The 22,235-nt window shown below is 71.2% G+C and carries 24 protein-coding genes; 10 read left to right on the top strand and 14 right to left on the bottom strand.

The window, feature by feature from the left end; all coding sequences use genetic code 11:
• Positions 1-89 precede the first annotated feature (89 nt).
• The 3 genes from ACZ4Z2_RS16810 to ACZ4Z2_RS16800 are packed head-to-tail and all read right to left on the bottom strand — an operon-like array spanning position 90 to position 1,937.
• On the bottom strand, positions 90-800 hold the full coding sequence (locus tag ACZ4Z2_RS16810) for a formylglycine-generating enzyme family protein (protein ID WP_468076621.1): 711 nt from the start codon (positions 798-800) through the stop codon (positions 90-92).
• Positions 800-1,537 (bottom strand): 4'-phosphopantetheinyl transferase family protein, encoded by a 738-nt coding sequence (locus ACZ4Z2_RS16805; protein ID WP_468076619.1) that lies wholly within the window; start codon positions 1,535-1,537, stop codon positions 800-802. Before ACZ4Z2_RS16805 ends, ACZ4Z2_RS16810 begins: the two co-directional genes overlap by 1 nt.
• 31 nt (positions 1,538-1,568) lie before the next feature.
• On the bottom strand, positions 1,569-1,937 hold the full coding sequence (locus ACZ4Z2_RS16800; protein WP_468076617.1) for a DUF4180 domain-containing protein: 369 nt from the start codon (positions 1,935-1,937) through the stop codon (positions 1,569-1,571).
• 470 nt (positions 1,938-2,407) lie between these two features.
• On the opposite strand from ACZ4Z2_RS16800, the gene ACZ4Z2_RS16795 reads away from it, so the two are divergent.
• From ACZ4Z2_RS16795 to ACZ4Z2_RS16785, 3 genes are all read left to right on the top strand, one after another.
• Complete coding sequence (locus tag ACZ4Z2_RS16795; RefSeq protein WP_468076615.1) at positions 2,408-4,117, top strand: MFS transporter; 1,710 nt, start codon at positions 2,408-2,410, stop codon at positions 4,115-4,117.
• Between the two features lie 155 nt (positions 4,118-4,272).
• Positions 4,273-4,815: a hypothetical protein gene (locus tag ACZ4Z2_RS16790; protein ID WP_468076712.1), complete on the top strand. Its 543-nt coding sequence runs from the start codon at positions 4,273-4,275 to the stop codon at positions 4,813-4,815.
• 127 nt (positions 4,816-4,942) lie between these two features.
• Positions 4,943-5,140: a hypothetical protein gene (locus ACZ4Z2_RS16785; RefSeq protein WP_468076613.1), complete on the top strand. Its 198-nt coding sequence runs from the start codon at positions 4,943-4,945 to the stop codon at positions 5,138-5,140.
• Between the two features lie 63 nt (positions 5,141-5,203).
• On the opposite strand, the gene ACZ4Z2_RS16780 is transcribed toward ACZ4Z2_RS16785, so the two are convergent.
• The gene (locus ACZ4Z2_RS16780; RefSeq protein ID WP_468076611.1) at positions 5,204-5,800 is read right to left on the bottom strand and encodes a potassium channel family protein; all 597 of its coding nucleotides are present in this window, start codon (positions 5,798-5,800) and stop codon (positions 5,204-5,206) included.
• Between the two features lie 226 nt (positions 5,801-6,026).
• Between ACZ4Z2_RS16780 and ACZ4Z2_RS16775 the strand changes: the two genes are divergently transcribed.
• From ACZ4Z2_RS16775 to ACZ4Z2_RS16755, 5 genes are all read left to right on the top strand, one after another.
• On the top strand, positions 6,027-6,170 hold the full coding sequence (locus tag ACZ4Z2_RS16775) for a hypothetical protein (RefSeq protein ID WP_468076609.1): 144 nt from the start codon (positions 6,027-6,029) through the stop codon (positions 6,168-6,170).
• A gap of 3 nt (positions 6,171-6,173) precedes the next feature.
• On the top strand, positions 6,174-7,049 hold the full coding sequence (locus tag ACZ4Z2_RS16770) for a YhjD/YihY/BrkB family envelope integrity protein (protein WP_468076607.1): 876 nt from the start codon (positions 6,174-6,176) through the stop codon (positions 7,047-7,049).
• A 135-nt stretch (positions 7,050-7,184) separates the two neighbouring features.
• Complete coding sequence (locus tag ACZ4Z2_RS16765) at positions 7,185-7,625, top strand: SHOCT domain-containing protein (protein WP_468076605.1); 441 nt, start codon at positions 7,185-7,187, stop codon at positions 7,623-7,625.
• A gap of 65 nt (positions 7,626-7,690) precedes the next feature.
• Positions 7,691-8,131, top strand: coding sequence for a DUF7144 family membrane protein (locus tag ACZ4Z2_RS16760; RefSeq protein WP_468076603.1), 441 nt, complete (start codon positions 7,691-7,693; stop codon positions 8,129-8,131).
• 228 nt (positions 8,132-8,359) lie between these two features.
• Entirely contained in the window at positions 8,360-9,199 is an 840-nt protein-coding gene (locus ACZ4Z2_RS16755; RefSeq protein WP_468076601.1) for a class II glutamine amidotransferase, read from the top strand.
• Here the strand turns inward: ACZ4Z2_RS16755 and ACZ4Z2_RS16750 are convergent.
• The 10 genes from ACZ4Z2_RS16750 to ACZ4Z2_RS16705 all read right to left on the bottom strand — a co-directional run bounded on the left by ACZ4Z2_RS16750 (position 9,142) and on the right by ACZ4Z2_RS16705 (position 19,383).
• Positions 9,142-9,936, bottom strand: a complete 795-nt coding sequence (locus tag ACZ4Z2_RS16750; RefSeq protein ID WP_468076599.1) for a gamma-glutamyl-gamma-aminobutyrate hydrolase family protein — start codon at positions 9,934-9,936, stop codon at positions 9,142-9,144. The genes ACZ4Z2_RS16755 and ACZ4Z2_RS16750 overlap by 58 nt on opposite strands.
• Positions 9,933-11,423, bottom strand: a complete 1,491-nt coding sequence (locus ACZ4Z2_RS16745) for an aldehyde dehydrogenase (protein ID WP_468076597.1) — start codon at positions 11,421-11,423, stop codon at positions 9,933-9,935. Before ACZ4Z2_RS16745 ends, ACZ4Z2_RS16750 begins: the two co-directional genes overlap by 4 nt.
• A gap of 133 nt (positions 11,424-11,556) precedes the next feature.
• The gene (locus ACZ4Z2_RS16740; protein ID WP_468076595.1) at positions 11,557-13,014 is read right to left on the bottom strand and encodes an APC family permease; all 1,458 of its coding nucleotides are present in this window, start codon (positions 13,012-13,014) and stop codon (positions 11,557-11,559) included.
• 216 nt (positions 13,015-13,230) lie between these two features.
• On the bottom strand, positions 13,231-13,869 hold the full coding sequence (locus ACZ4Z2_RS16735; protein ID WP_468076593.1) for a TetR/AcrR family transcriptional regulator: 639 nt from the start codon (positions 13,867-13,869) through the stop codon (positions 13,231-13,233).
• 46 nt (positions 13,870-13,915) lie between these two features.
• Positions 13,916-14,761: a fumarylacetoacetate hydrolase family protein gene (locus ACZ4Z2_RS16730; protein WP_468076591.1), complete on the bottom strand. Its 846-nt coding sequence runs from the start codon at positions 14,759-14,761 to the stop codon at positions 13,916-13,918.
• Positions 14,754-15,674: a 3,4-dihydroxyphenylacetate 2,3-dioxygenase gene (locus tag ACZ4Z2_RS16725; protein WP_468076589.1), complete on the bottom strand. Its 921-nt coding sequence runs from the start codon at positions 15,672-15,674 to the stop codon at positions 14,754-14,756. Before ACZ4Z2_RS16725 ends, ACZ4Z2_RS16730 begins: the two co-directional genes overlap by 8 nt.
• A complete protein-coding gene (locus tag ACZ4Z2_RS16720; protein ID WP_468076587.1) occupies positions 15,667-17,127 on the bottom strand; it encodes an aldehyde dehydrogenase in 1,461 nt (486 codons plus the stop codon). The genes ACZ4Z2_RS16725 and ACZ4Z2_RS16720 overlap by 8 nt, the downstream gene beginning before the upstream one ends.
• A gap of 38 nt (positions 17,128-17,165) precedes the next feature.
• Positions 17,166-17,978: an acetoacetate decarboxylase family protein gene (locus ACZ4Z2_RS16715; RefSeq protein WP_468076586.1), complete on the bottom strand. Its 813-nt coding sequence runs from the start codon at positions 17,976-17,978 to the stop codon at positions 17,166-17,168.
• 14 nt (positions 17,979-17,992) lie between these two features.
• Positions 17,993-19,192 carry an NAD(P)/FAD-dependent oxidoreductase gene (locus ACZ4Z2_RS16710; RefSeq protein WP_468076584.1) on the bottom strand — a complete coding sequence of 400 codons (1,200 nt, stop codon included), beginning with the start codon at positions 19,190-19,192 and terminating at the stop codon, positions 17,993-17,995.
• Positions 19,193-19,194: 2 nt separating this feature from the next.
• Positions 19,195-19,383: a ferredoxin gene (locus tag ACZ4Z2_RS16705; RefSeq protein WP_468076582.1), complete on the bottom strand. Its 189-nt coding sequence runs from the start codon at positions 19,381-19,383 to the stop codon at positions 19,195-19,197.
• Positions 19,384-19,549: 166 nt separating this feature from the next.
• Between ACZ4Z2_RS16705 and ACZ4Z2_RS16700 the strand changes: the two genes are divergently transcribed.
• Both ACZ4Z2_RS16700 and ACZ4Z2_RS16695 read left to right on the top strand, forming a co-directional pair.
• Positions 19,550-20,905 (top strand): glutamine synthetase family protein, encoded by a 1,356-nt coding sequence (locus ACZ4Z2_RS16700; protein WP_468076580.1) that lies wholly within the window; start codon positions 19,550-19,552, stop codon positions 20,903-20,905.
• A gap of 20 nt (positions 20,906-20,925) precedes the next feature.
• Entirely contained in the window at positions 20,926-22,224 is a 1,299-nt protein-coding gene (locus tag ACZ4Z2_RS16695; protein ID WP_468076578.1) for a cytochrome P450, read from the top strand.
• Positions 22,225-22,235: the final 11 nt, after the last annotated feature.

Genomic DNA, 22,235 nt, shown 5'->3' with positions numbered 1-22,235 from the left:
GCCGGCCCAGCTCGGCCGGCCCCGTTGGCGTGCTGCGTGCACAGTCGGCAGCTCGGTCATCATCGGACACGCGCCGGCCACGGCTCTGCCTACTGATCCAGAGGAGCCGACCCGGATCGGGCGAGCCTGAAGCCGAGGTCGTCGATCCGGAACGTCGGGTGGCTCTTGCGTCGGCACGACGCTCTGCACGCCCGTGGTGGGTCGTAGGCACCGCCGCCGCGGAACACGCGGTACGGGCCGTAGACCTTGGGGTCGTAGACGTCCCAGCACCACTCCCACACATTGCCGATCAGGTCGTAGAAGCCCCAGTCGTTCGGCTGCCGGGTGGCGACGTCGTGCACTTCATCGCCGGAGTTGCCGCGGTACCAGGCGATTTCGTCGAGATCGCCGTATCGGACGTCCTGACTGCCTGCCCGGCACGCGTACTCCCATTCCGCTTCGCTGGGGAGGCGGTAGCCGTCCGCCTCCCAGTCGCAGACCACGTCCTGGGCGTCGGGGTCGTTCCCCGTCGTGTAGCAGGGCTGAAGTCCGTCGGCTTCCGAGAGGAGGTTGCAGAACCACACGGCGTCATTCCAGGAGACGTCGGTCGCCGGCTTGTGCGCTTCCGCCGGATCCCCCGCCGGCCTGTCCAGTACGGCGGCATAGAGCTCCCTGGTCACCGTCACGGAAGCAAGCCGAAAGGCCGCGACCTCCACCCGCCAATCCGTCATCGTTCCCTCGTCCCGCAGGGTGATCGCTCCAGCGGGAAGGCTGATCATGGGCTCGTCGGACAACCGGCGCAGCGCCGGTGCAAGGCTCATCAGGGCTCTCGTCCAATTGATCGGTATGTGGGTTTCCACGCGGCTTCGCCCGCTGCGGCCACGCATGAGGGTGAAGGGGCTGTCAGTGCGATCGCGGTGACGATGAAGCCGTCGCGGCAGAGCCAGCGGCCGCTGAACAATTCCAGACGTTCACCGTCGGCGACCGGTCCCGGAACGAGTACGCGTCCGGAGAACGTTTGTGATTCGAGTTCGAAGTCGATTTCTGCCTCGTCGAAGCCGAGTTCGCGCTCGGCGAGCGGATACCAGGTCTTGAACAATGCCTCTTTGGTACTGAACAAGAGGCGGTCCCAGCAGATTTCGGGGGCGAGGTCTGCCAAGCCCTCGATCCGGGCGCGCTCCTGGGGCAACGAGGTGAACTCCAGCAGGCCCTCCGGCAGCGGCTCATTGGGCTCGGCGTCGATGCCGAGTCCCAGAAAGTCGGAGGAGCGACCCACGGCGGCGGCACGGTATCCGGGACAGTGGGTCATGCTGCCGACGATGCCCCCAGGCCACTGCGGTGCGCCACGCTGACCTGCCAGTACGGGCGCGGGTGGTACCCCCAGCCCGCTCAGGGCGCGCCGTGCGCACATACGGACGCTGGCGTACTCCCGCCGGCGCTTCGGCAGGGCGCGTGCGATGGCGGCAGCTTCCTGCGGATACAGCGCGGACACGGCTGAATCGTAGTCGGTGAATGTATGAGCGGTACTGCCGGGCGGCGGTATCAGTTCATCGATCACGACGGTTCCGTAACCTGTTGCGCTTCACGGTTCAGGCGATGGCCTGAAGGCGGGCGTCGAGGGCCTCGACATCGGGAAGGAACCAGACGTGGTTGGACATGTTGCTCTCATGGACAAGAGCCCGGAGCGCAGAACTCGCCTCCAGGTGGCGGGTGATGTCACCGATGACGGCAAGACGAAGCCGGTAGTTGACGAATTTCTGCATGATTTCACCGGCGAAGCGCGAGCCCAGTGAGAAGAATTGCTCGTCCAGTCGTTCTGCGGGAACGGCCACGACCTCGGCACCGAGGTACACCGAACCGACGAGGTCGAGCCCGTCCTGCATCGTGCTTACACGAGGTCCGGCCGGATCGCACATCAGCACCTGCACGCCATTGCGCTCCTGCACTACATCCGGCACCGTTGACCTCCAACTTGGCTGACGTGAATCTCTGTTGATCAGACTTCACGTTACAGCTCTGGTCCAGTCAAGGCTGATCGCTCCGGATGATATCGGTCAAGATCTTTTTACTGTTCGGGGCCGAACCCGTCCTCCCGGCGGCATGGCCACGGCATGGGCCCGGACGGCTCTGTGGTGACGGTCAGCGCGGCATCGGCCCGGACAGCATCGGGGAGTAACAGCCGGACCCGGACCTCGTCCCCTGGGCTGATCACGGTCGTTCTTCGATGTGGTGCGCCGGGCGCGCTGGGTGCCGCTCTCGGGCGTTACCCGCAGCTCAGGGGGATCGTGGTCGTCGGCCGTGTGAGGGCTGCCTCGCCCGTGGCGGGTGAGGCAGCCGCAAGGCTTCTGAGCTGGGATGGAGGGTGGGGAACGGTCGTCGTCCGGGTGATGGCGGTGGCGTTCCCGGCCTACTCGGCGAGGAGGACACCGTGAAGCAGTGGCGGGCTCTGATCGTCCTCGGGACGGCGCAGTTCCTGATGGTGCTGGACACGTCCGTCATGAACGTCTCGATCAGTCAGCTGGTCGAGGACTTCGACACCGAGGTCACGGCCATCCAGGCCGTGATCACCCTGTACGCGCTGGTCATGGCCGCCTTCATGCTCATCGGGGGGCGCCTCGGGGACATCCTCGGGCGGCGCCGTGTCTTCCTCCTGGGTCTCGTCGTCTACGCCACCGGGTCGGCCCTGACCGCCCTGGCGCCCTCCCTGTGGGTCCTCACCCTGGGCTGGTCCGTCATCGAGGGGATCGGGGCCGCTCTGGTGCTGCCGGCCATGGCGGCCCTCGTCGCCGAGTCCTACCGGGGGCCCGACCGGGCCGTCGCCTACGGCGTCATCGGCGGACTCGCCGGTGCCGGCATCGCGGTCGGCCCGCTGCTCGGCGGCTGGGTCACCACGTACCTCACCTGGCGCCTGGTCTTCGCCGGCGAGGTGGTCGTCGTCGTGGTCGTCCTCTGCTTCCGCCGGGTGATCGCGGACGTCCCGCGGACCGGGCCGCGCCCCAGGCTCGACGCCGTCGGCGCGACCCTCTCGGCCGCCGGACTCGCGCTGGGCGTGCTGGGCGTCCTCCAGAGCGGCACCTGGGGATGGGTGGAGCCCCGGAACCCGCCCTTCACGATCCTCGGGTTCGCGCCCACCCTGTTCGTCGTCGCCGCCGGAGTGGCCGTACTGGCCTTCTTCCGGCACTGGGAAGGGCACCGGGAGCGCGAGGGCCGCGACCCCCTCGTGCATCTGTCGCTGCTGGGCGTGCCCGCCCTGCGGTCCGGCCTGATGACGCTGGTGAGCCAGAACCTCATCCTGCTCGGCCTGTTCTTCACCATCCCCTTGTATCTCCAGGTGGTCCAAGGGTTCGACGCCTTCCAGACGGGACTGCGGCTGCTCCCGGTGTCCGTCACCATGCTCGTGGCGTCCACCGTCGCCGCCCGGCTCGGACGGCTCGTGGGGCCGCGCCGCATGGTCCGGCTGGGCCTGGCCGCGCTCGTCGGGGCCGTCGTATGGCTGCTGGCCACCATCGATCCCGTCATCGACGACGCGCAGTTCGCCTGCGCCATGGCCCTGCTCGGTATCGGCATGGGCATGCTCGCCTCGCAACTGGGGAACGTCGTCCAGTCCAGCGTGGACGAGGAGGAACGCAGCGAGGCCGGCGGTATGCAGTTCACCGCGCAGAACCTCGGCTCCGCCCTGGGCACGGCGCTCATCGGGTCGATCCTCGTCGGCGCGCTGGCCCATGCCTTCACCTCGCAGGTCGCCGACGACCCGCGCCTGTCCGAGGAGACCCGCGAGCGGACGGGCGTCGCCCTGCAGGCGGGGATCTCCTTCGTCCCCACCGACCAGGTGCGCTCGGCCGCCGAGCGGGCCGGACTGCCGCCGTCCGAGGTCGAGGCGCTCACCGACGCCTACGCCTCCGCCCAGCTGAACGGCCTCAAGGCGGCCCTCCTCGCGGCGGGCGGCATCACCCTCGCCAGCTACCTCGTCACACCCCACCTGCCGACGGGCCGAACCGGTCGCACGGGCGGGACCGGCCGAACGGGCCCGTCCCGTCGAACGGGCGGGTCGGGCCCGGTCGACGGAACGGGCCCGGCGGGACCGCCGGGCCCCGACACCCCGGCCGCCGGTACGCCCGGATCGACCCGCCGCTCATGAAGGGGGCTCCCATGTCCGAGAGCGACCGGACCACTACCGACGGGACCACTATCGACGGGACCACTACCGACGGGACCACTACCGACGGGACCACTACCGACGGGACCACTACCGACGGGACCACTGCCGACGGGACCACTACCGACGGGACCACCATCGACGCACAGACCACCGCGGCCTCCCCGCACCCCACAGCCCGGGGCAGGCGTGCCAAGCGGGCCGAGCGCCGGGCCCACGCCGACTACACGGGCGGCATCTACGGCTCCATGCTGGCGGCGTCCGTGGTACTCGGCGCCGGCACCCTGGGCTCCTTCCCGCGGCTGGAGATGGTGCTGCTGTTGCTGCTCACCGGCATCGTCTTCTGGATCGCGCACGTGCACGCCGTGCTGTTCGGGGAACGCCTCGCCCAGCGCACCCTGGACCACCGGGTCGTGCTGCGCGTGTGCCAGGAGGAGTGGCCGATCATGAAGGCCGCCGTCCCGCCGGCCCTGGCGGTGGCGGTCAGTCCGCTCCTCGGTCTGGGCGTCCAGGGCGCCGTCTGGCTTGCGCTCTGCGTCGCCCTGGCCGGGCAGGTCGGCTGGTCCGTGGCGGCGGCACGCTGGGCCGGCGCCTCCTGGCGTCTGGTCCTGATCGCCGCGTCCGTCAATGTGCTGCTCGGCCTGCCCATCATCTGTTTCAAGCTCTTCCTGAAGCACTGATCCGGGCCTCCGCCTCCACCGTCACGGGCGGTTCACCTGCTCGGGGTGAGGCCCCGGGGCACAGCGACCGGCACGATCGTCGGGTAGGGACGGAGTTCGCACCGGGCCGCCCGCGGGAGAACCGCTCATGCGCTACGAGATCCGCGTCGAGGGACATATGTCGGAGACGCTGACCAAGGCATTTCCGGAGCTTGAGCACGTGCTGATGTCCGGTCAGACCCTGCTGTTCGGTCACGTCGTCGACGAGGCACACCTGTACGGGCTGCTGGCGCGCTGCCGGTCGCTGGGACTGCGTGTGGTGGAGATGCGGCAACTGCCGGAATGACCCACACGGCCCGGCCTCATGGTGCACGGCCTCATGGTCGGCCCGGCCTCGTGGGGCACGGCCTCATGTCGAGGCGGGCGGTTCGTCGCCCCGTCGGCGGAGCCCCACCTGCACCGCGGTCGTCAGCACCCGCGCGGCGCCGCCCAGGATCAGGAACCCCACCACCATCTGGATCATGGTCGCCACGCGCCCCGTCTGCGAGCGGGCGGTGATGTCGCCGAAGCCGACGGTGGTGAACGTGGTCAGCGTGAAGTACAGGGAGTCCGTCCTGGTCAGACGCTCGCTGAAGGAGCCCGGCGTGGTGCGGTCCATCAAGTAGTACGTGGTGGCGAACAGCACCAGGAACACGACCAGGATCGCGGTGAGGGACTCGACGGCCCGCAGCCGGGGATACGGCGAGCGCGCGATGGCCCTGACCTGCCACAGGAACAGCAGCACGACCACGAGCAGACCGCACACGATCAAGGTCAGGGCGCCGCCGGTGCGGTACTCCTCCAGCGGCAGCAGGTAGTACGCGGAGAGCAGGCCGACGGAGACGACCACCGTACGGGTGACCGCCGCGGCCGTCGCCCGCCGTCGGAAACGGCGTTCACGGTCCCGGCGGGAGCCGCCCGCGCGGCCGTGACCGTCGTCTCCGCGTGTCTCAGGGGGATCACTCATCTCGGTTCCATCCTCTCCGCCGTACGGCCGGTGCGCGCCCCCGTCGGCCGGCCGGTGGGCATGAGGGAGCCCCCGCCCGCCGATTCCTCGGCCGGCCGTCACGCCGGTCGGGTCACCCGCCGCGGGTGACCCGGCGGTCGGCCGAACGGGGGACCCTGGCCGGGGCGGCCACCCCGTGACCACGGGCGCGTGAAACGCCCCGCGTGACAGTGCGAGGAGGACCTCCATGACCGCGCCGCACGACACCGCGTCGCTCTCCGGACGGCCGGCCGTCCCGGATTCCGCTGCTCACGATCCCAGCGGCCCGGACCCGGACCCCGACCCGGACCCCGCTCCCGACCCGGCGGGCCCGGAGCGGGCGGCTTCGTGAGTCATGGCCAGACGGCGTGCCCCGGGTGATCCCACCCGCCGCGGCAGGGCCGAACGGGTCGCGGCCGGGCTGCGTGCGGGCACCGCCGCCCGGCTTCTGCCGCTTCTGCCGCACCTGTCGGCCCTGAACGTGGTGGAGGGCGCCGTGCGGCTGGCCGCCCAGGCATTCGTCACGGCGCTCCCCCTGCTGATGACGGTGGCGGCGTTCGCGCCCGGGGCGGTGCAGGAACTGCTCGTCGATTCACTCCGCGCGGTCCTCGGGATCCGCGGTGACACCCTCGACGAGATGCGCCGGGCCTTCGCCGCGACCGGCGCGACCCGGGACAGCGTGGGCGCCGTCGGGGTGTTGATCACGCTCCTCTCCGCCACGGCCTTCAGCCGGGCGCTCCAGGCGGTGTGCGAGCGGTGCTGGCACCTGCCGCGGGCGCCCCTGAGGGCGGCGACGGTCTGGCACTGGCTGCTCTGGCTCGTGGTCTGGCTGGGCGTCCTGCTGTTCCAGGCCCCGCTGCGCGGCGGCTTCGGTCTGGGCGCCGTGACGGGGCTGGTCCTCTCCCTGGTGTCGGCGCCGCTGCTGTGGTGGTGGTCCCAGCACCTGCTGCTGGGCGGACGCGTGGGCTGGCGGGACCTGCTCCCCGGAGCCGTGCTGGCGGGCACGGGCACGGTGGTGCTGAGCTGGGCGGCCCGTCTGTTCATGCCGGCGGCCATGCTGCGCAGCCTGGAGGAGTTCGGTCCGCTCGGACCGGTCTTCACGTTCATGTCCTGGCTGATCGCGGTCTTCCTGGTCGCCGTGTCCGGTCTGGCCCTGGGCCCGGTGGTCGCGTCCAGCGCCTGGTACCGGGCGGCCGGCCTCCCGCGCCGCCGGGCCCCGGACCAGGAGTGAGCCGGTGGGCCACCGGTCCGGTCCGGCGACGCGGCTTCACCCTTCTCGGGTGAGGACGCGCCGTCCCCATCGTGCGCACGCTGAGGGGGCAAGGCCAGGCATGACTGCCCGGCACAGGCAGGACGGAGGAGTGACATGAGCGGGCCGACCTATCTCGCGTACGACTATCCACTGCTGAGCGCCTTCTGGACGATGCTGGTGTTCTTCCTGTGGATCATGTGGTTCGTCCTGCTGTTCCGGGTCATCGCCGACATCTTCCGTGACGACGAACTCAGCGGCTGGGCCAAGGCGGGCTGGCTGGTGTTCGCCATCGTCCTGCCCTTCCTGGGCGTCTTCGTCTACGTGGTCGCCCGTGGCAAGGACATGGGACGCCGCGAGGTGGCGCAGGCACGGGCCCAGCAGCAGGCGTTCGACAGCTACGTCCGTGAGACCGCCGCCGGCGCCGGTGGCCGGTCCACCAGCGTCGACGAACTCACCCGGCTGTCCGAGATCCGCGCCCGCGGTGACATCACCGACGACGAGTTCCGCCGGGCCAAGGAACTGGTGCTGAGCGGCTCGGGCACCCCCGAACGCTGACTCACGTCCCCCCACTCCTCCGGTCGCCGACCGCGCCCGGAGCCGACACGAAACGAGGCAGCAGAATGGCAACCACACACCACACCCGCCCCACGCGCGAGCACTCCGCCAAGCAGGGATGGGCCGCCGGACTGACGGCGTTCGCCGCCGTCATGCTCCTGATCGCAGGTGTCCTCGACGTCCTGCGCGGCATCTCGGCGATCGCCGAGGACGACGTCTTCGTCGCCACCCGCAACTACGTCTACGAGTTCGACCTCACCAGCTGGGGCTGGATCCACCTGATCCTGGGGGCCGTCGCCCTGATCGTGAGTGCCGGCCTGTTCCAGACGTCCACGTGGGCTCGCGTCGCGGGCGTGGGGATCGCCTCGCTCATCATCATCGCGAACTTCCTCTCGCTGCCGTACTACCCGGCGTGGTCGATCGTGATGATCGCGCTGTCCGGGTTCGTCATCTGGGCCCTGTGCGTGGTGCGCAGGGACGACTCCCTCACGTCGAGCGACATGTGAGAGGAGGAGGTGGGGAAGGGCACGGCAGGAACGGCCGTGGCTCCGCGTCGAGGAGACCGGCCGGTCCCGCCGGCCAGCGGCCCGAGGGGGGACCTGGCCGGGAAGCACACCGGTCAGGGCCCCGCCGGCCCACTCATGACCGTCGGCCCGCGAGACCCCCTCGGGGCCACGGCAGGCCTCCGCGAACCGCCCCTCGCCACGCCCGGAACGCCAGAAAGGCGGAGATCCATGTGCCGGTGGCTTGCCTACTCGGGGACACCCGTGCTGCTCGACACCATCCTGTACCGGCCCGCGCACTCGCTGATCGACCAGAGTCTGCACGCGCGGATGGGTGTGGAGACGACCAACGGTGACGGATTCGGCGTCGGCTGGTACGACACGTCGCCGCACACCGACGACACACCGGCCATCTTCCGGGACGTCGGACCGGCTTGGAGCAACCGGAATCTGCGGGAGATCGCCGACCACGTCCAGTCCCCGCTGTTCTTCGCCCACATCCGGGCGACCACCGGCACGGCGGTGCAGCAGACCAACTGCCATCCGTTCCGGCACGGCCGCTGGATGTGGATGCACAACGGCGCGATCGCCGAGTTCCACCGCATGCGCCGGGACCTCGCGCTCGTCGTGGACCCGGAGCTCTTCCTCGACATGGAGGGGTCGACGGACTCCGAGATGATGTTCTACCTGGCGCTCACCTTCGGCCTGGAACAGGACCCGCCGGGCGCCGTCGCCCGGATGGCGGGCCTGGTGGAGCGGGTCGGCCGCGACCACGGGGTGGAGTTCCCGCTCCAGATGACGGTCGCCGTCACCGAGGGGCGGCGGCTGTGGGCCTTCCGCTACTCCAGCCAGGGCGCCTCCCGCTCGCTGTACTACAGCACCGACGTGGAGACGCTCCGGTCGCTCCACCCCGACGTGGCCTTCCTGCGCGGGATCTCCGACGACACCCGGCTGGTCGTGTCCGAGCCCCTGGGTGATCTGCCCGGCGCCTGGAACGAGGTCCCGGAGAGCAGCTACGGCGTGGTGCAGCCGGGCGGCGACGAAATGCTCCGCTTCGCCCCGCTGCCCTGAACCCGCCGCTCAGCCCGTGTCCCGGGCGGCACGGTGTTCCGGGCGGCACGGACGAGGGCGTCGAAGAGGTTCTGCTGGGCCGGGTCGTCGGCGGCGGTGTCCTCCGGATGCCACTGGACGGCCGTGAACCAGCCACGCGCATCCGGCAGTTCGAGCCCCTCCACGGTGCCGTCCACCGCCGTGGCCGTCACCTGGAGACCCGCGCCGAGCCGGTCGACACGCTGGTGGTGGTAGCAGGACGCGTCGACCTTCTCGGCTCCCGTCGCCCGCGCCAGCTCCGACGCCGGGCGCAGGGTGACGGGGTGCACGACGTGCCGGTGCTCGCGCCCCGGGCCGCCCATGTCCTGCTCCAGGGTGCCGCCGAGGGCCACGTTGACGACCTGCAGGCCCCGGCAGACCGCCAGCAGCGGCAGCCCCAGGGCGAGCGTCTCCCGGGCGAGAGCGAGGTCGAAGGCGTCCTGTGTCTCGTCCACGTCGTAGACGGTGTCGTGGGTGTCGGCCGCGCCGTAGCGGTGGGGGGCGAGGTCGCCGCCGCCGGGCAGCAGGACACCGTCGAAGCGGGCGAGGCGGGCGGCCACGTCCCCGGCGGCGGGGTGGACACTCACCGGCTCGCCGCCGGCCCGCCACACCGCCTCGACCAGGGCGCGGGCGTTGACCTCGGCGGCGTAGCGGAGCGCGGACGTGGTGGCGGAGAAGCGGGCGGGGATCGCGATCAGTGGTCGTGCGGGGGCCGTCACAGCTGGATCCAGGTGGTCTTCAGTTCGTTGTACTTCTCGATGGCGTGCGCGGACTTGTCCCGGCCGTTGCCCGACTGCTTCATCCCGCCGAAGGGCACGGTGAGGTCGCCCTCCTCGTAGCAGTTGACCCAGACCGTCCCGGCCCTGAGCGCCCGCGAGACCTGGTGGGCGGTGGACAGGTCGGAGGTCCACAGGCCGGCGGCGAGGCCGTACTCGGTGGCGTTGGCCAGGCGTACCGCCTCGTCCAGGTCGTCGAAGGTCAGGACGGACAGGACCGGGCCGAAGATCTCCTCGCGGGCCAGGCGCATGCCCGGGTCCACCCGGTCGAAGACGGTGGGCAGCAGATAGCTGCCGCCGGTGGCGGCCAGGGTGCGTTCGCCACCGGTGAGCAGCCGCGCCCCTTCCTGGCGGCCGGTGTCCACGTGGCCGAGTACGCGCTCCAGATGGGCCTCGCCGACCAGGGCGCCCATCTCGGTCGCCGGGTCGAGGGGGTCGCCGACGCGCAGGTCCCGGGCGCGGGTCACGATCGCCTCGGTGACGCGCTCGGCCACGGAGGCGTGCACCAGCAGCCGGGAGGGGGCGGTGCACATCTCGCCCTGGTTGAAGAAGATGCCCCAGGCGGCGGTGGCGGCGGCCTTCTCCAGGTCGGGGGCGTCGGGCAGGATGATGTTCGGCGACTTCCCGCCCAGTTCCAGCCAGACCCGCTTGAGGTTGGAGTCGGCGGCGTACCGCAGGAAGTGGCGGCCGACCGCGGTGGATCCGGTGAACGCCAGCACGTCCACGTCCGGGTGCAGCCCGAGGGCCCGCCCGGCGACCGGGCCGTCACCGGTGACGACGTTGAGGACACCGGGTGGCAGCCCGGCCTCGGTGGCGATCCGGCCGAGGAGCAGCGCGGACAGGGGCGAGTTCTCCGACGGCTTCAGGACGACCGTGCAGCCGGCGGCCAGTGCCGGGGCCACCTTCCAGGCGGCCAGCGTCAGTGGGAAGTTCCAGGGGACGACGGCGCCGACGACACCCGCCGGTTCCCTGGTGATCAGGGCGAGGGCGTCCGGGGCGGTGTGCGGGGACTCGTCGGTGAGCTTGTCGGCCAGTTGCCCGTACCAGCGGAACGTGTTGATCGCGGCCCGCAGTTCGATCGAGTACGCGTCCGTGATCGGCTTGCCCATCTCCAGGCTGACGGTGAGGGCCAGCTTCTCCCGGTGCTCTTCGAGGAGTTCGGCGGTACGCAGCAGGATCCGGCCGCGGTCGGCGGGGGCCAGCCGGGGCCAGGGCCCGGAGTCGAAGGCGCGGCGCGCGGCGGCCACGGCCAGATCGACCTCGGCGGGGCGGGCGTCGGCGACCTCCCGGAGAACCTGTCCGTCGCGGGGCGAGACGACCGTGAACGCGGTGCCCCCGCCCGGCTCGTCCGCCCCGTCGATGTGGTGGTGGGCGGGCAGGTCCAGGTCCTTGGCGCTGCGCAGGAGGTCGTCGTGGGTGAGGGCCGGCATCGGCTCTCCTCTTCTGAAGGGATGTGCGGCGGGGGCTCTGAAGGGATGTGCGGCGGAGCGGATCGACGGGAGCGGGCCGACGACGGCACCAGGGGAGTGGCGCCGCCGTGGGCCGCGGGGCGGGAGGCCGGATTCATCTGCCGGCGGTGTGGTCCCGCCGGGTCAGCCGGGCCGCGGCGAGTCCCAGGACCAGGACGACGGGCACGGTCAGTTGGAGCCAGACGGCGGTGGCGCGGTCGCCGCCGATCAGCGTGGTGAAGTTCTCGATGATCAGCCAGATCGCGGCGGCGATACCGAGCGCGCCCAGCACGGGGGCGATGAGCGTGTTCCAGGGCCGGGTATCGGCGCGTGAGCGGCGGAAGAAGACGACCACGGAGACCGAGGTCAGGAAGTACAGGAGCATGATCGCGAGGACGGCGACCCCGCTGAACCAGGAGAACAGCGTCAGCACCGGGTCCTTGCCGAGAAGCGCGAACGGGACGACGAGGGCCGCCGCGATCGCGGTCTGGACGGTGCCGGCCACCCAGGGGGAGTGGCAACTGTTGAGCGCGGTCAGACCCTGCGGCAGCAGACCCTCGCGGCCCAGGGAGAACAGATAGCGGTTGGCGGAGTTGTGGAAGGCGAGGATGCCCGCGAACAGTGAGGTGGCCAGCAGGATCGGCAGGACGTCGCCGGTCCACGCGCCGAACAGGTCCGCGATCGGGGCGAACACCCAGGACGCGGCGTCGCCGCTCTCCAGCGCCTTGCCCGCCTCGGCCGTCGCCCGCGACGCGCCGTGCGCGGAGACCAGCATCCAGGACGTGAAGGCGAAGAAGCAGGTGATGACGGCGACCGACACATAGGTGGCCCGGGGGACGGTTCTCTTCGGGTCCCGCGCCTCCTCGCCGTAGATGGCGGTGGCCTCGAAGCCGAACATCGACGCCACCGCGAACATCAGGGCCACACCGGGGGCGCCCTGGAGCGCCGCCTCCGGCGAGAAGCTGTCGGCGAAGCCGAGACCCTCCGGGCCCCCGCCCTTGAAGAAGGTGACCAGGGCGAAGGCGATGAGGATGCTGAACTCCGCGAGGACGAACACGGCGAGCACCTTGGCGCCCATCTCGATCCCGGCGGCGCCCAGCACCTGGACGACCGCCATGGTGACCAGCGCCCAGACCCACCAGGCGACACGCACGCCGGTGTAGTGCTCCACCAGGCCGCTCATCGTCGCGCCGTACAGCCCGTACATCGCGGCCTGGATCGCGCAGTACGCGAAGAGGGCGACCCCGGCGCTGCCGGAGCCCGTCGACCTGCCGAGCCCCTTGCCTATGTACGTGTAGAAGGCGCCGGCGTCCACGACGTGGCGGCCCATGGCGACGAAGCCGATGGAGAACAGCAGGACCACCACACCGGCGGCGACGTACGCGGCGGGGGCGCCGGTCCCGTTGCCGATGACGACGGCGATCGGCACGGCACCGGCGATGCCGGTCAGCGGGGCCTGGGCGGAAAGGACGAAGAAGAGGATGCCCAGGACGCCGAGGGAATCGGGCTTGAGCCTGCCTGCCGGGGAGGAACCTTGGGTGCTGTGCGGGGCGACCGCCGTCTGACTGTCCACTCGGATCACCTGTCGGGGACGGGGAGGGATGGATTCGTTTTGGGCCAAACGAGTTGCCTCATCGTGGGCTTGAACTATCCGTTTGACAAGGGGGCGGGGGCAAGATTTTCCAAGGGGTGGACAGCCCCCTCGCGCCCACCCCTGATCGTCGGTCCAGAACATGCCGAGGCCCCGGACACTCGGCGTCCGGGGCCTCGGAAAGCGCAGGTGGGAGCCCTACTCCTGGGCGTCCCCGGTGTCGGCGCGGCGGTCGTCGCCGTCGGCTTCGAGGAGCCGCAGCAGGGCGCGCAGCCGCTCCAGGGCGGCGTCCGTGACCTCCGGTTCGCCCAGCACCAGCTGGTGCAGCACCAGACCGTCGAGCGCGGCGAACACCAGGCGGGTCAGCGCCCGGTCCGTGCCGGCCGGCAGCATCCGGTCCAGCTCGCGCCGGGTGGCGTCGAAGTACTCGTCGTACAGCGCCCGGATCTGCGGCAGCAGCTCCGGGCTGCGGCGCGACTCCAGCAGCAGCTCGTACTGGAACGCCTGCCTGCCGGGGTCCGCCGTGACCATCTCCGACAGACCCGTCGAGAAGTCGGAGACCTTGCCGGTGCCCGGTTCGAGCGCGCTGACGCTCAGCGACGTGCGGATGGTGTGGGCGAGGGCCTCCTCGATCAGCGCGTCCCGCGAACCGAAGTGGTGGACGACGAGACCGTGGGTGACCCCGGCCTCCTCCGCGACGGCCCGGTAGGTGAGCTTGCGCAGTCCGCCCCGCGCCACCACCCGTACGGCGGCGTTCAACAGGGCCTCCCGCCCCTCGCCGTAGTGCAGGCGCTTGCGTGGCTTCCGGCTCTTGGGCGCGTCGGCGGAATCGGTCATGCCGGTGACCCTACCCGTAGGGTTCCGGCGCCTTCGGCGAAGGGCGTCAGCGCCGGGGCGGGCGGATCCCGCGGAACTCCCAGTCGCCGCCGAGCGCCGTGGACAGCACCTCCTCGGACTCGGTGGGCTGCGCGCCGACATCGGTACGGATCGGCGTGGGACCGGTGACGATGTGGTTGGTGAGCCGTCCGAGGCCCTCCACCTCGACCTCGACGACGTCACCGGGCTGAACGGGCCGGGAGTTGGCCGGTGTCCCCGACAGCAGGACGTCGCCCGGGTACAGGGTGATGGTGCGGGCGATGTCGGCGACGAGGTAGTGCATGTCCCACTGCATCTCGTCGGTCGAACCGTCCTGCACGACCTCGCCGTTGACGTACGTCCGCAGGCTCTTGCCGCGGAAGTCCCAGTCGGTGACCAGTCCCGGACCGAGCGGGCACAGGGTGTCGGAGCCCTTCACCCGGAGCATGGAGCCGGCGTCGGTGTCACGGAAGTCGTGCAGCCCGTAGTCGTTGGCGACGGTGTAGCCGGCGATGTACGCGCCGGCCTCGTCCGGGGAGATGTTCCGCGCCGTCCGCCCGATGACGATGGCGACCTCGCCCTCGTAGTTGAGCCACTTGCAGCCCTCGGGGCGGACGATCGCGCCCTGGTGGGCGTTGAGGGCGGAGGTCGGCTTGTGGAAGTACGTGGGTGTCGCCGGCAGCTCGATCCCGAACTCGTCGACGCGGCTGCGGTGGTTGAGGTGGACGGCGATCACCTTCGAGGGCACGACCGGGGGCAGGTGGTGCGCCCCGTCGGCCTTGACGCGGCGGCCGTCCCCGGCGACCAGTTCGTCACCGTCGACGGTGACCTGGACGGTGGCGCCGTCGAGCAGGACGCGGCGGTACTCAGGCATGGGCGGACTCCTGTACGGGGGTGTGGGACGCGGTCCAGCCGTCGGCGGGCCGGTCGAACCAGAGGTGGACCTGACCGGTGCCGACGGAGTTCTCGTACTCGCCGTACTGCCGGGCCCTGGCCGCGCAAGCCCGCTCGCCGAGGGCGCCGGCCATCATCAGGTAGTGGAAGAACTTCGCCTCCGGCCTGTACTTCCAGAACTCGTCCATGGTGTCGAGGACTCGGTCGTGGCGTCCCTCCTTGAACCAGGCGATCCGCTCCTCGTCGGCCGCCCGCGCCTGCGGGGTGAAGATGTGTGCCGGGTCGCTGGACTCGTGGTCGCGCAACTCCCTGAGCGGCCAGAACGTGTGCGAGAGGGCGCCCGAGGCGATCAGCAGCACCCGGCGGCCCGGGGTGGCGGCGATGCCGTCGGCGAGCGCCCGCCCCAGCCGCAGATGGTCCTCCATGTCGCCGGTCTGGCAGACCCCGATGGTCACCCAGCGCTTGTCGGGCAGCCCTTCGCCGAGGAACTTCCACAGGTTGACGGTGGCGTAGTAGATCGGCAGGTACTCGTCGTCGATCGCGGTGATCCAGGTGCCGTGCTTGTCCGCGAACTTCTCGATGTGGTAGGCGAGTTCGGGGTCGCCGGGGAAGTCGTACGGCATCCGGCACATACCGCGCGGCAGTTCCTCGGAGGTGAACAGCCCCGCCCGCCGCCGCTGCGCGGTCACCACGAACTCGACGGTGGTCGCCCAGTGCGAGTCGAGGACCACGACGGTGTCGTAGTCGTCCCGCTCGAAGACGTCCGCGCGGAGCTGCTGCAGGCCGGTGACGAGGGTGATCTCCTTGCCCTCGTTGAGCTCCAGCCGGTCCTCCTTCGGCAGCACGATGGTGGGGACGTGGGCGAGGAGGCCCGCCCCGACGATCTCACCCATGGTTGTTCCATCCGTTCGGTGCGGTGACCGTGTTCTTCAGGTCGCAGTAGAAGTCGAAGCTCCAGGTGCCGCCCTCGCGGCCCACCCCGGACTGGCGGGAGCCGCCGAAGGGCGCCCGGAGGTCGCGTACGAAGAAGCAGTTGACCCAGACCGTGCCCGCGACCAGCCGTGCGGTGACCCGCTCGGCGCGGGCCGGATCGCCGGTGGCGAGGGTGGCGGCCAGCCCGAAGCGGGTGTCGTTGGCGAGTCGGACGGCCTCGTCCTCGTCGGCGAAGGTCTGGAGGGTGAGGACCGGCCCGAAGACCTCCTCCTGCACGATCTCCCAGTCCTGGGCCACCTCCGTGAGCAGGGTCGGCGCGTAGTACTGCCCCTGCTTCCGGTGCCCGCCGATGACCGCCCGCGCCCCGGCCGCCAGGGCCCGCTGGACGAACCCGTCGATCTTCTCCAGCTGCCGGGGGTGGATGCTGGGCCCGATGTCGGTGGTCTCGTCCCGGGGATCGCCCTGCTTCAGCGCACCCGCCTTCTCGACGAACCGCCGCGTGAACTCCTCGGCGACCGACTCCTCGACGAGGAGGCGGGTGGCGGCCAGACACACCTGACCGGCGTTGTCGTACTGCTCCACCGCGAGGTCGACGGCGAGGTCGAGGTCGGCGTCGGCGAACACCAGCAGCGGTGACTTGCCGCCGAGTTCGAGGCTGAGCGGGGTGAGGTGGGCGGCGGCCGACGCGGCGATCCGCCGGGCCGTGGGCACCGATCCGGTGAAGCTGACGCGGCGCACGTCCGGATGCGAGGTGAGGGCGTCGCCGATCTCGGCGCCGTAGCCCTGCACCACGTTCAGCACGCCGGCCGGCAGCCCCGCCTCGGCGGCGATGTCGGCGAGCAGGGAGGCCGTCAGCGGCGACCACTCGGCGGGTTTCAGCACCACCGTGTTGCCGGCGGCGAGCGCCGGGGCGACCTTCCAGGTGGCGAGCATCAGCGGGGCGTTCCACGGGGTGATCAGCACGCAGGGGCCGGCGGGGTCCCACGACACGTGGTTCGTGTGCCCGCGCGTCTCGAAGTCCTCGTGCTCCAGCCGGAGCAGCCAGTCCGCGAAGAACCGGAAGTTGTGCGCCACCCGGGGCATCACCCCGCGCCGGTGCGACCGCAGCAGGGCGCCGTTGTCGGTGGTCTCGACGACGGCCAGCTCCTCCAGACGCTTCTCCACACCGTCGGCGACGGCGTGCAGGATCCGCGCGCGCTCGGCCCGCGAGGTGGCGGCCCACCCGGGGAACGCGGCCTTCGCGGCGGCGACGGCGGCGGCGGCCTCGGCGGGCCCGCCCCGGGCGATCTCACCGAGGGCGGCGCCGTCGACGGGGGAGTGGTCGGTGAACGTGTCGGTGGAGGCGACCCGTTCGCCCCCGATCCAGTGCCGGGTGTCGACGGGAACACCGCCGACGACGATCGTGTCAGACATGAGAGGGGCTTCCTTTCCAGCGGGGGACGGTGCGGATCTCATGCGGCGGCCGCCTCGGACGTCCCGGACTCCAGCAGGCGCCCGCCGTCCCACACCACGCCGACCTGGCGGTAGTACGCGGCGATCGGCTCCTCCACCGTCAGCCGCGCCAACTCCTCCGTGGGCGCCTCGAACAGCTCCAGCTCCGCGTCACCGACCCAGGGCTGCCCGCCCTCGAAGGAGGCCGCGCCGGACTCGACCAGCTCGTCCAGCGCCAGCCCCTTGCCCTTCTCGATCGACGGCAGCCACCGGTGGTGGGCCATGGGGTGCCCGTTGACGAACCCGTTCGTCTCCGACGGCTCCCGCAGCGTCACCACCGCCTGCGCGAGCCGCCGGTCCGCCGCGGCGAGGGTCGCCCCGAAGCGGGCCCCCGCCTCGATCCGTGGGGCGGGCCCGTACGGGTGGGGCCGCGTCTGGTGGATGGACCCGAGCTTCTTCGGGTAGCCCTGGTGCAGTCCGCGCGCGATCGCGAAGTCCTTGTCGACCCAGATGTACACGCACCGCGAGTACGTCTGCCCCTTGTACTTGCAGCGGACGACCGCGAACGCCTCCTTGTACTGGGAGAGCACCGGATCGAGCAGCTCCCTGCCGGACGCCGAGCAGGACTGCCAGTCCGCCCAGATCAGCGCGACCGCGCCGGGATCCTCGTCGGCGGGTTCCAGCGGCTCGGGAAGCAGTTCACGCACGCGTGCCGGGTCGGTGCGGTACTCGACGGTGAGCAGGTCGCCCGAGTAGCGCCAGGGCGGGGAGGGGATCAGCGACGAGGAGCCCGTCGCCGTCTTGGGGTGGAGGAAGCCACGGACGGTGGTCATGGTGAGGCGGTTCCTTACGCGGTGAGGGCGGGCTGCTTCAGGAGGTCGGCGCGGTGGCGGGCGGCGGCCGACGCGACGGCCGGGCCGCCGAGCGCCACGACACCGACCAGCCGGTCGTCGCGGTGGTAGCCGACCAGGACGTCCCCGGCCGGGTCGCCCTCCAGGACGCGTACGTCGTCCTTGCCGAGGGCGGGGGCGCCGAAGGACTGGAGCCGGAAGTCGTGCTGGTCGCTCCAGAAGGTGGGCAGCGGCGCGAACGGCGCGGGCTCGGCGCCGGTGAGCACCTTGGCCGCGTGCTTGGCGGTGTCCGTGGGGATGCACCAGTGCTCGACCCGGCGCGGTACACCGTCGTAGCGGGCGTTGGGGAAGCGCGCCACATCGCCCACCGCGACGACCTCGGGCCGTCCGCCGACGCGAAGGTGCTCGTCGGTGAGCGCCCCGTCGGTCAGGTCGAGGCCGTTGCCGCCCAGCCACTCGGTGTTGGCGAGCGAGCCGACCGACTCCACCACCACATCGGCGGGCAGTACGGTCCCGTCGTCGAGGACCACCCCGGTGACGCGGTCCTCGCCCGTGAAGCCGGCGACCCCGGTGCCGAGGGCGAAGCGCACCCCGCGCTCCTCGTGCCGGGCGAGCAGCGCGCGGCCGAGCAGCTCGCCGAGCGGGCCGACCATGGGCAGCGGCAGCGGATCGACGACGGTCACCTCGGCGACACCGAGGCCCACGGCGGTCGCGGCCACCTCGCAGCCGATGAACCCGGCGCCGACGACGACCACCCGGGCACCGGGCCGGGTCAGCTCCGCCCGCAGGCCCCGCGCGTCGGCCAGGGTGCGGACCGTGTGGCGTCCGGCCAGGGGACCGGGGCAGCGCAGCCGCCGAGGCCGCGTCCCCGTGGCGACGACCAGACCGTCGTACGCCAGCTCCGAGCCGTCGTCGAGGACGACGGTCCGTTCGGCGAGGCGGGACGCGACGACCCTGGTGCCGAGGCGCCACTCGGCGTCGGCCACGCTCGCGCGGGGCCGGAGGGCGAGCGACTCGAAGGGCGCCTTCCCGGCCAGCACCTCCTTGGAGAGCGGGGGCCGGTTGTACGGCATGTGGGGCTCGTCGCCGACGAGCGTGATCGCCCCGGTGAAGCCGGCCGCGCGCAGCTGCTCGGCGGCGCGCAGACCGGCCATGGAGGCGCCGGCCACGACGACGCGTGCGCTGGTGGGAGCCATGGTCAGACCTCGATCCGGATGGCCTGGAGCGGACAGACGTCGGCGGCTTCCTCGACCTCGTCGAGCAGCGCGTCGTCGGGGTCGGCGACGTAGGCCAGCCGCCCGTTCCCGTCCAGCCGGAAGACCTCGGGAGCCGCGAAAACGCACTGGCCGTGGTCCTGGCACTTGTTCATGTCGACGACGACCTTCATGGCCGGTCCTCCTCGGGTCATTTGGCTCCAAACAACATAGGAAGCCGCACGCCCCTGGTCAATACCTGTCCAGGTGGATAATTTTTTGGCCCCGGACCCTTGCGGGCCGATGGCCGCGTTCCTATCGTTTGGCCTCAAACATTTGCCTGCCGCCGAGGAGACAACGGTGAGCGCAACCCCAACACCGGACGTCCGTCAGCATCAGGAGCGGCTCGCCGCCGAGGGCATCGACGTGGTCCGCGTGACCTACCCCGATCTCATCGGCACCGACCGCGCCCGTGACGTCCTGCTCGACAGCCTCCCCACGGCCTGCGCCCACGGCCTCACCTTCTGCCGGGCCGTCTACCACACCTCCCCCCGGGGGGACGTCGTCCCGGTGCCCGGAGGTCTCGACGCGGGACTGCCCGACATCCACGTACGACCGGACCTCGACACCCTGGTCCCCCTGCCGTGGGAGCCCGGCGTCGCCGCCTGCCTCGGGGAGACCGTCGACCCGGCCACCGGGTCACCCGCGCCCGAGTCGCCCCGCGACCTGCTGCGCACCGTGCTCGCCGGCTGCGCCGAACAGGGCCTGACACCGATCGTCGGACCCGAGCTGGAGTACTTCCTGTGCGACGAGGACCCCGCGTCCCCGAGCGGCTGGAAGCGCTACTCGGGCGCGGACGGCGTCGTCTACACCGCCGGCCTGCGCGCCGACCCCGACAACCATCTGCTGCGCACCCTGCGCCACCTCCGTGACCTGCGGATCGGTGTCACCAACGGCAACCACGAGTTCGACGGCGGGCAGTTCGAGATCAACCTCGACCACTCCGAGGCGCTGTCGGCCGCCGACCGGTCCTTCCGCTTCAAGGCCGCCGTCAAGGAGCTGGCCCGCAAGGAGGGCCGGCTCGCCACCTTCATGGCCAAGCCGTTCAACGACGCCGGCGGCTCCGGCTTCCACCTCCATCTGTCCTGCGACGACGAGCAGGGCAGGAACGCCTTCGACGACCCGTCCGGCGCACACGGCCTGTCCGCCACCGCCCGGCACGCCATCGCCGGCGTCCTCGCCCACGCCCCGGCCCTCGCCGCCCTCGCCAACCCGACGGTCAACTCCTACAAGCGCTTCGGGCCCGACACCCTGGCGCCCTGGCTGATCGACTGGGGGCTCGACAACCGCAGCGCCATGGTCCGCGTCCCGCCCGAGCGCGGCTCCGGCGCCCGCCTCGAACTGCGCCTCGGCGACGCCGGCGCCAACCCGTACCTGCTGATCGCCGGCACGATCGCCGCCGCGCTCCTCGGGGTGAGGGCGGGCGAGGAACCCCCCGCCCCGCTGGAGGGCTACGGCTACGACACCGCCCGCTCGGCCGTGCTTCCCCTGAACCTGTCCGACGCCCTCGACGCGCTGGAGGCGGACACCGCCCTCACCGAGGTCCTGGGCAAGGACTTCACCACCTCGTACCTCGGCTACAAGCGGAACGAGGTCGAACGCTTCCACCGGCACGTCACCGACTGGGAGTTCACCGAGTACGCCTACCACCTGTGACGTCCAGGAGAACGAAGACCATGACCACCTCCGCCCACCTCCCCTCCGTCAGCGAGGCCGTGCGGGAGCCCCTGCCGCTGGCCGACGTGGACCTCACCGACCTCGACCACTTCACCGACGGCATCACGCCCTGGCGGATGTTCCACACCCTGCGGCACGAGGACCCGGTGCACTGGCAGCCCGAGGACGCCCCGAACTCCGGCTTCTGGGCCGTCACCCGGCACGCCGACATCGCCCGTGTCGACCGGGACGCCGAGACCTTCACCTCGACCAGGTTCGTCAACCTGGAGGAGGTCGACGACGACCAGATCAGGACCCGGGCCTCCATCCTGGAGATGGACGGTGTGCGCCACCGCGCGCTGCGCAGCGTGATCCAGCGGCAGTTCGGCGCGGGCGTGATCAACGGCTACACCGACTTCCTGCGCGGTCTGACCGCCACCACGCTGGACGCGGCCCTGGCCAAGGGCACCTTCGACTTCGTCGCCGACGTCTCCGCCGACTTCCCCATCAACGTCCTCGCCCGGCTGCTGGACGTACCCCCGGAGGACAACCAGAAGCTCATCGACTGGGGCAACCGCATCATCGGCAACACCGACCCCGACTACGCGGACGTCCTGCTGCACAGCGAGGAGAGCGAGAAGTACCGCCACCTGCCGTTCCGCTCGCCCGCCTCGGTGGAGGTCTTCGAGTACGGCCGCGAACTGGCCCGGCAGCGGCGCGGCGGCGACGGCACCGACCTGGTGTCCCGCCTGGTCAACACCACCCCGCGCGACGGGATCCCGCTCTCCGCGCAGGACTTCGACAACTACTTCCTGCTGCTGGTGGTGGCCGGCAACGAGACCACCCGCCACACCATCTCCCACTCCATGCTGGCCCTGCTCCAGCACCCCGAACAGCTCGCCCGCCTCCAGGAGGACCCGTCGCTGATCCCGGTGGCGGTCGAGGAGTTCCTGCGCTGGGCCTCGCCCGTCTACCACTTCCGCCGCACCGCGACCCGGGACGTGGAACTGGGCGGCAAGCAGATCAAGGAGGGCGAGAAGGTCGTCATGTGGTTCGCCTCCGGCAACCGCGACGAGGAGGTCTTCGGCAACCCGTACGACCTCGACGTCGCCCGGCAGAACAACGACCACGTCACCTTCGGCAAGGGCAGCCCGCACCTGTGCCTCGGCAATCTGCTGGCCCGCACCGAGATCCGCATCATGTTCGAGGAGCTGATCCCGAGGCTCGCGGACATCAGGCTCGCCGGTGACGTCCCGCGCGTGCGCTCCAACTTCGTCAACGGCATCAAGAAGCTGCCGGTCGAGGTGACCCTCGCCTGACCGTCCTCGGA

This window comes from Streptomyces sp. NPDC030183 (assembly GCF_055573455.1).
The sequence above is the reverse complement of the archived record's forward strand: the minus strand, read 5'-3'. Positions and strand labels throughout refer to the sequence as shown.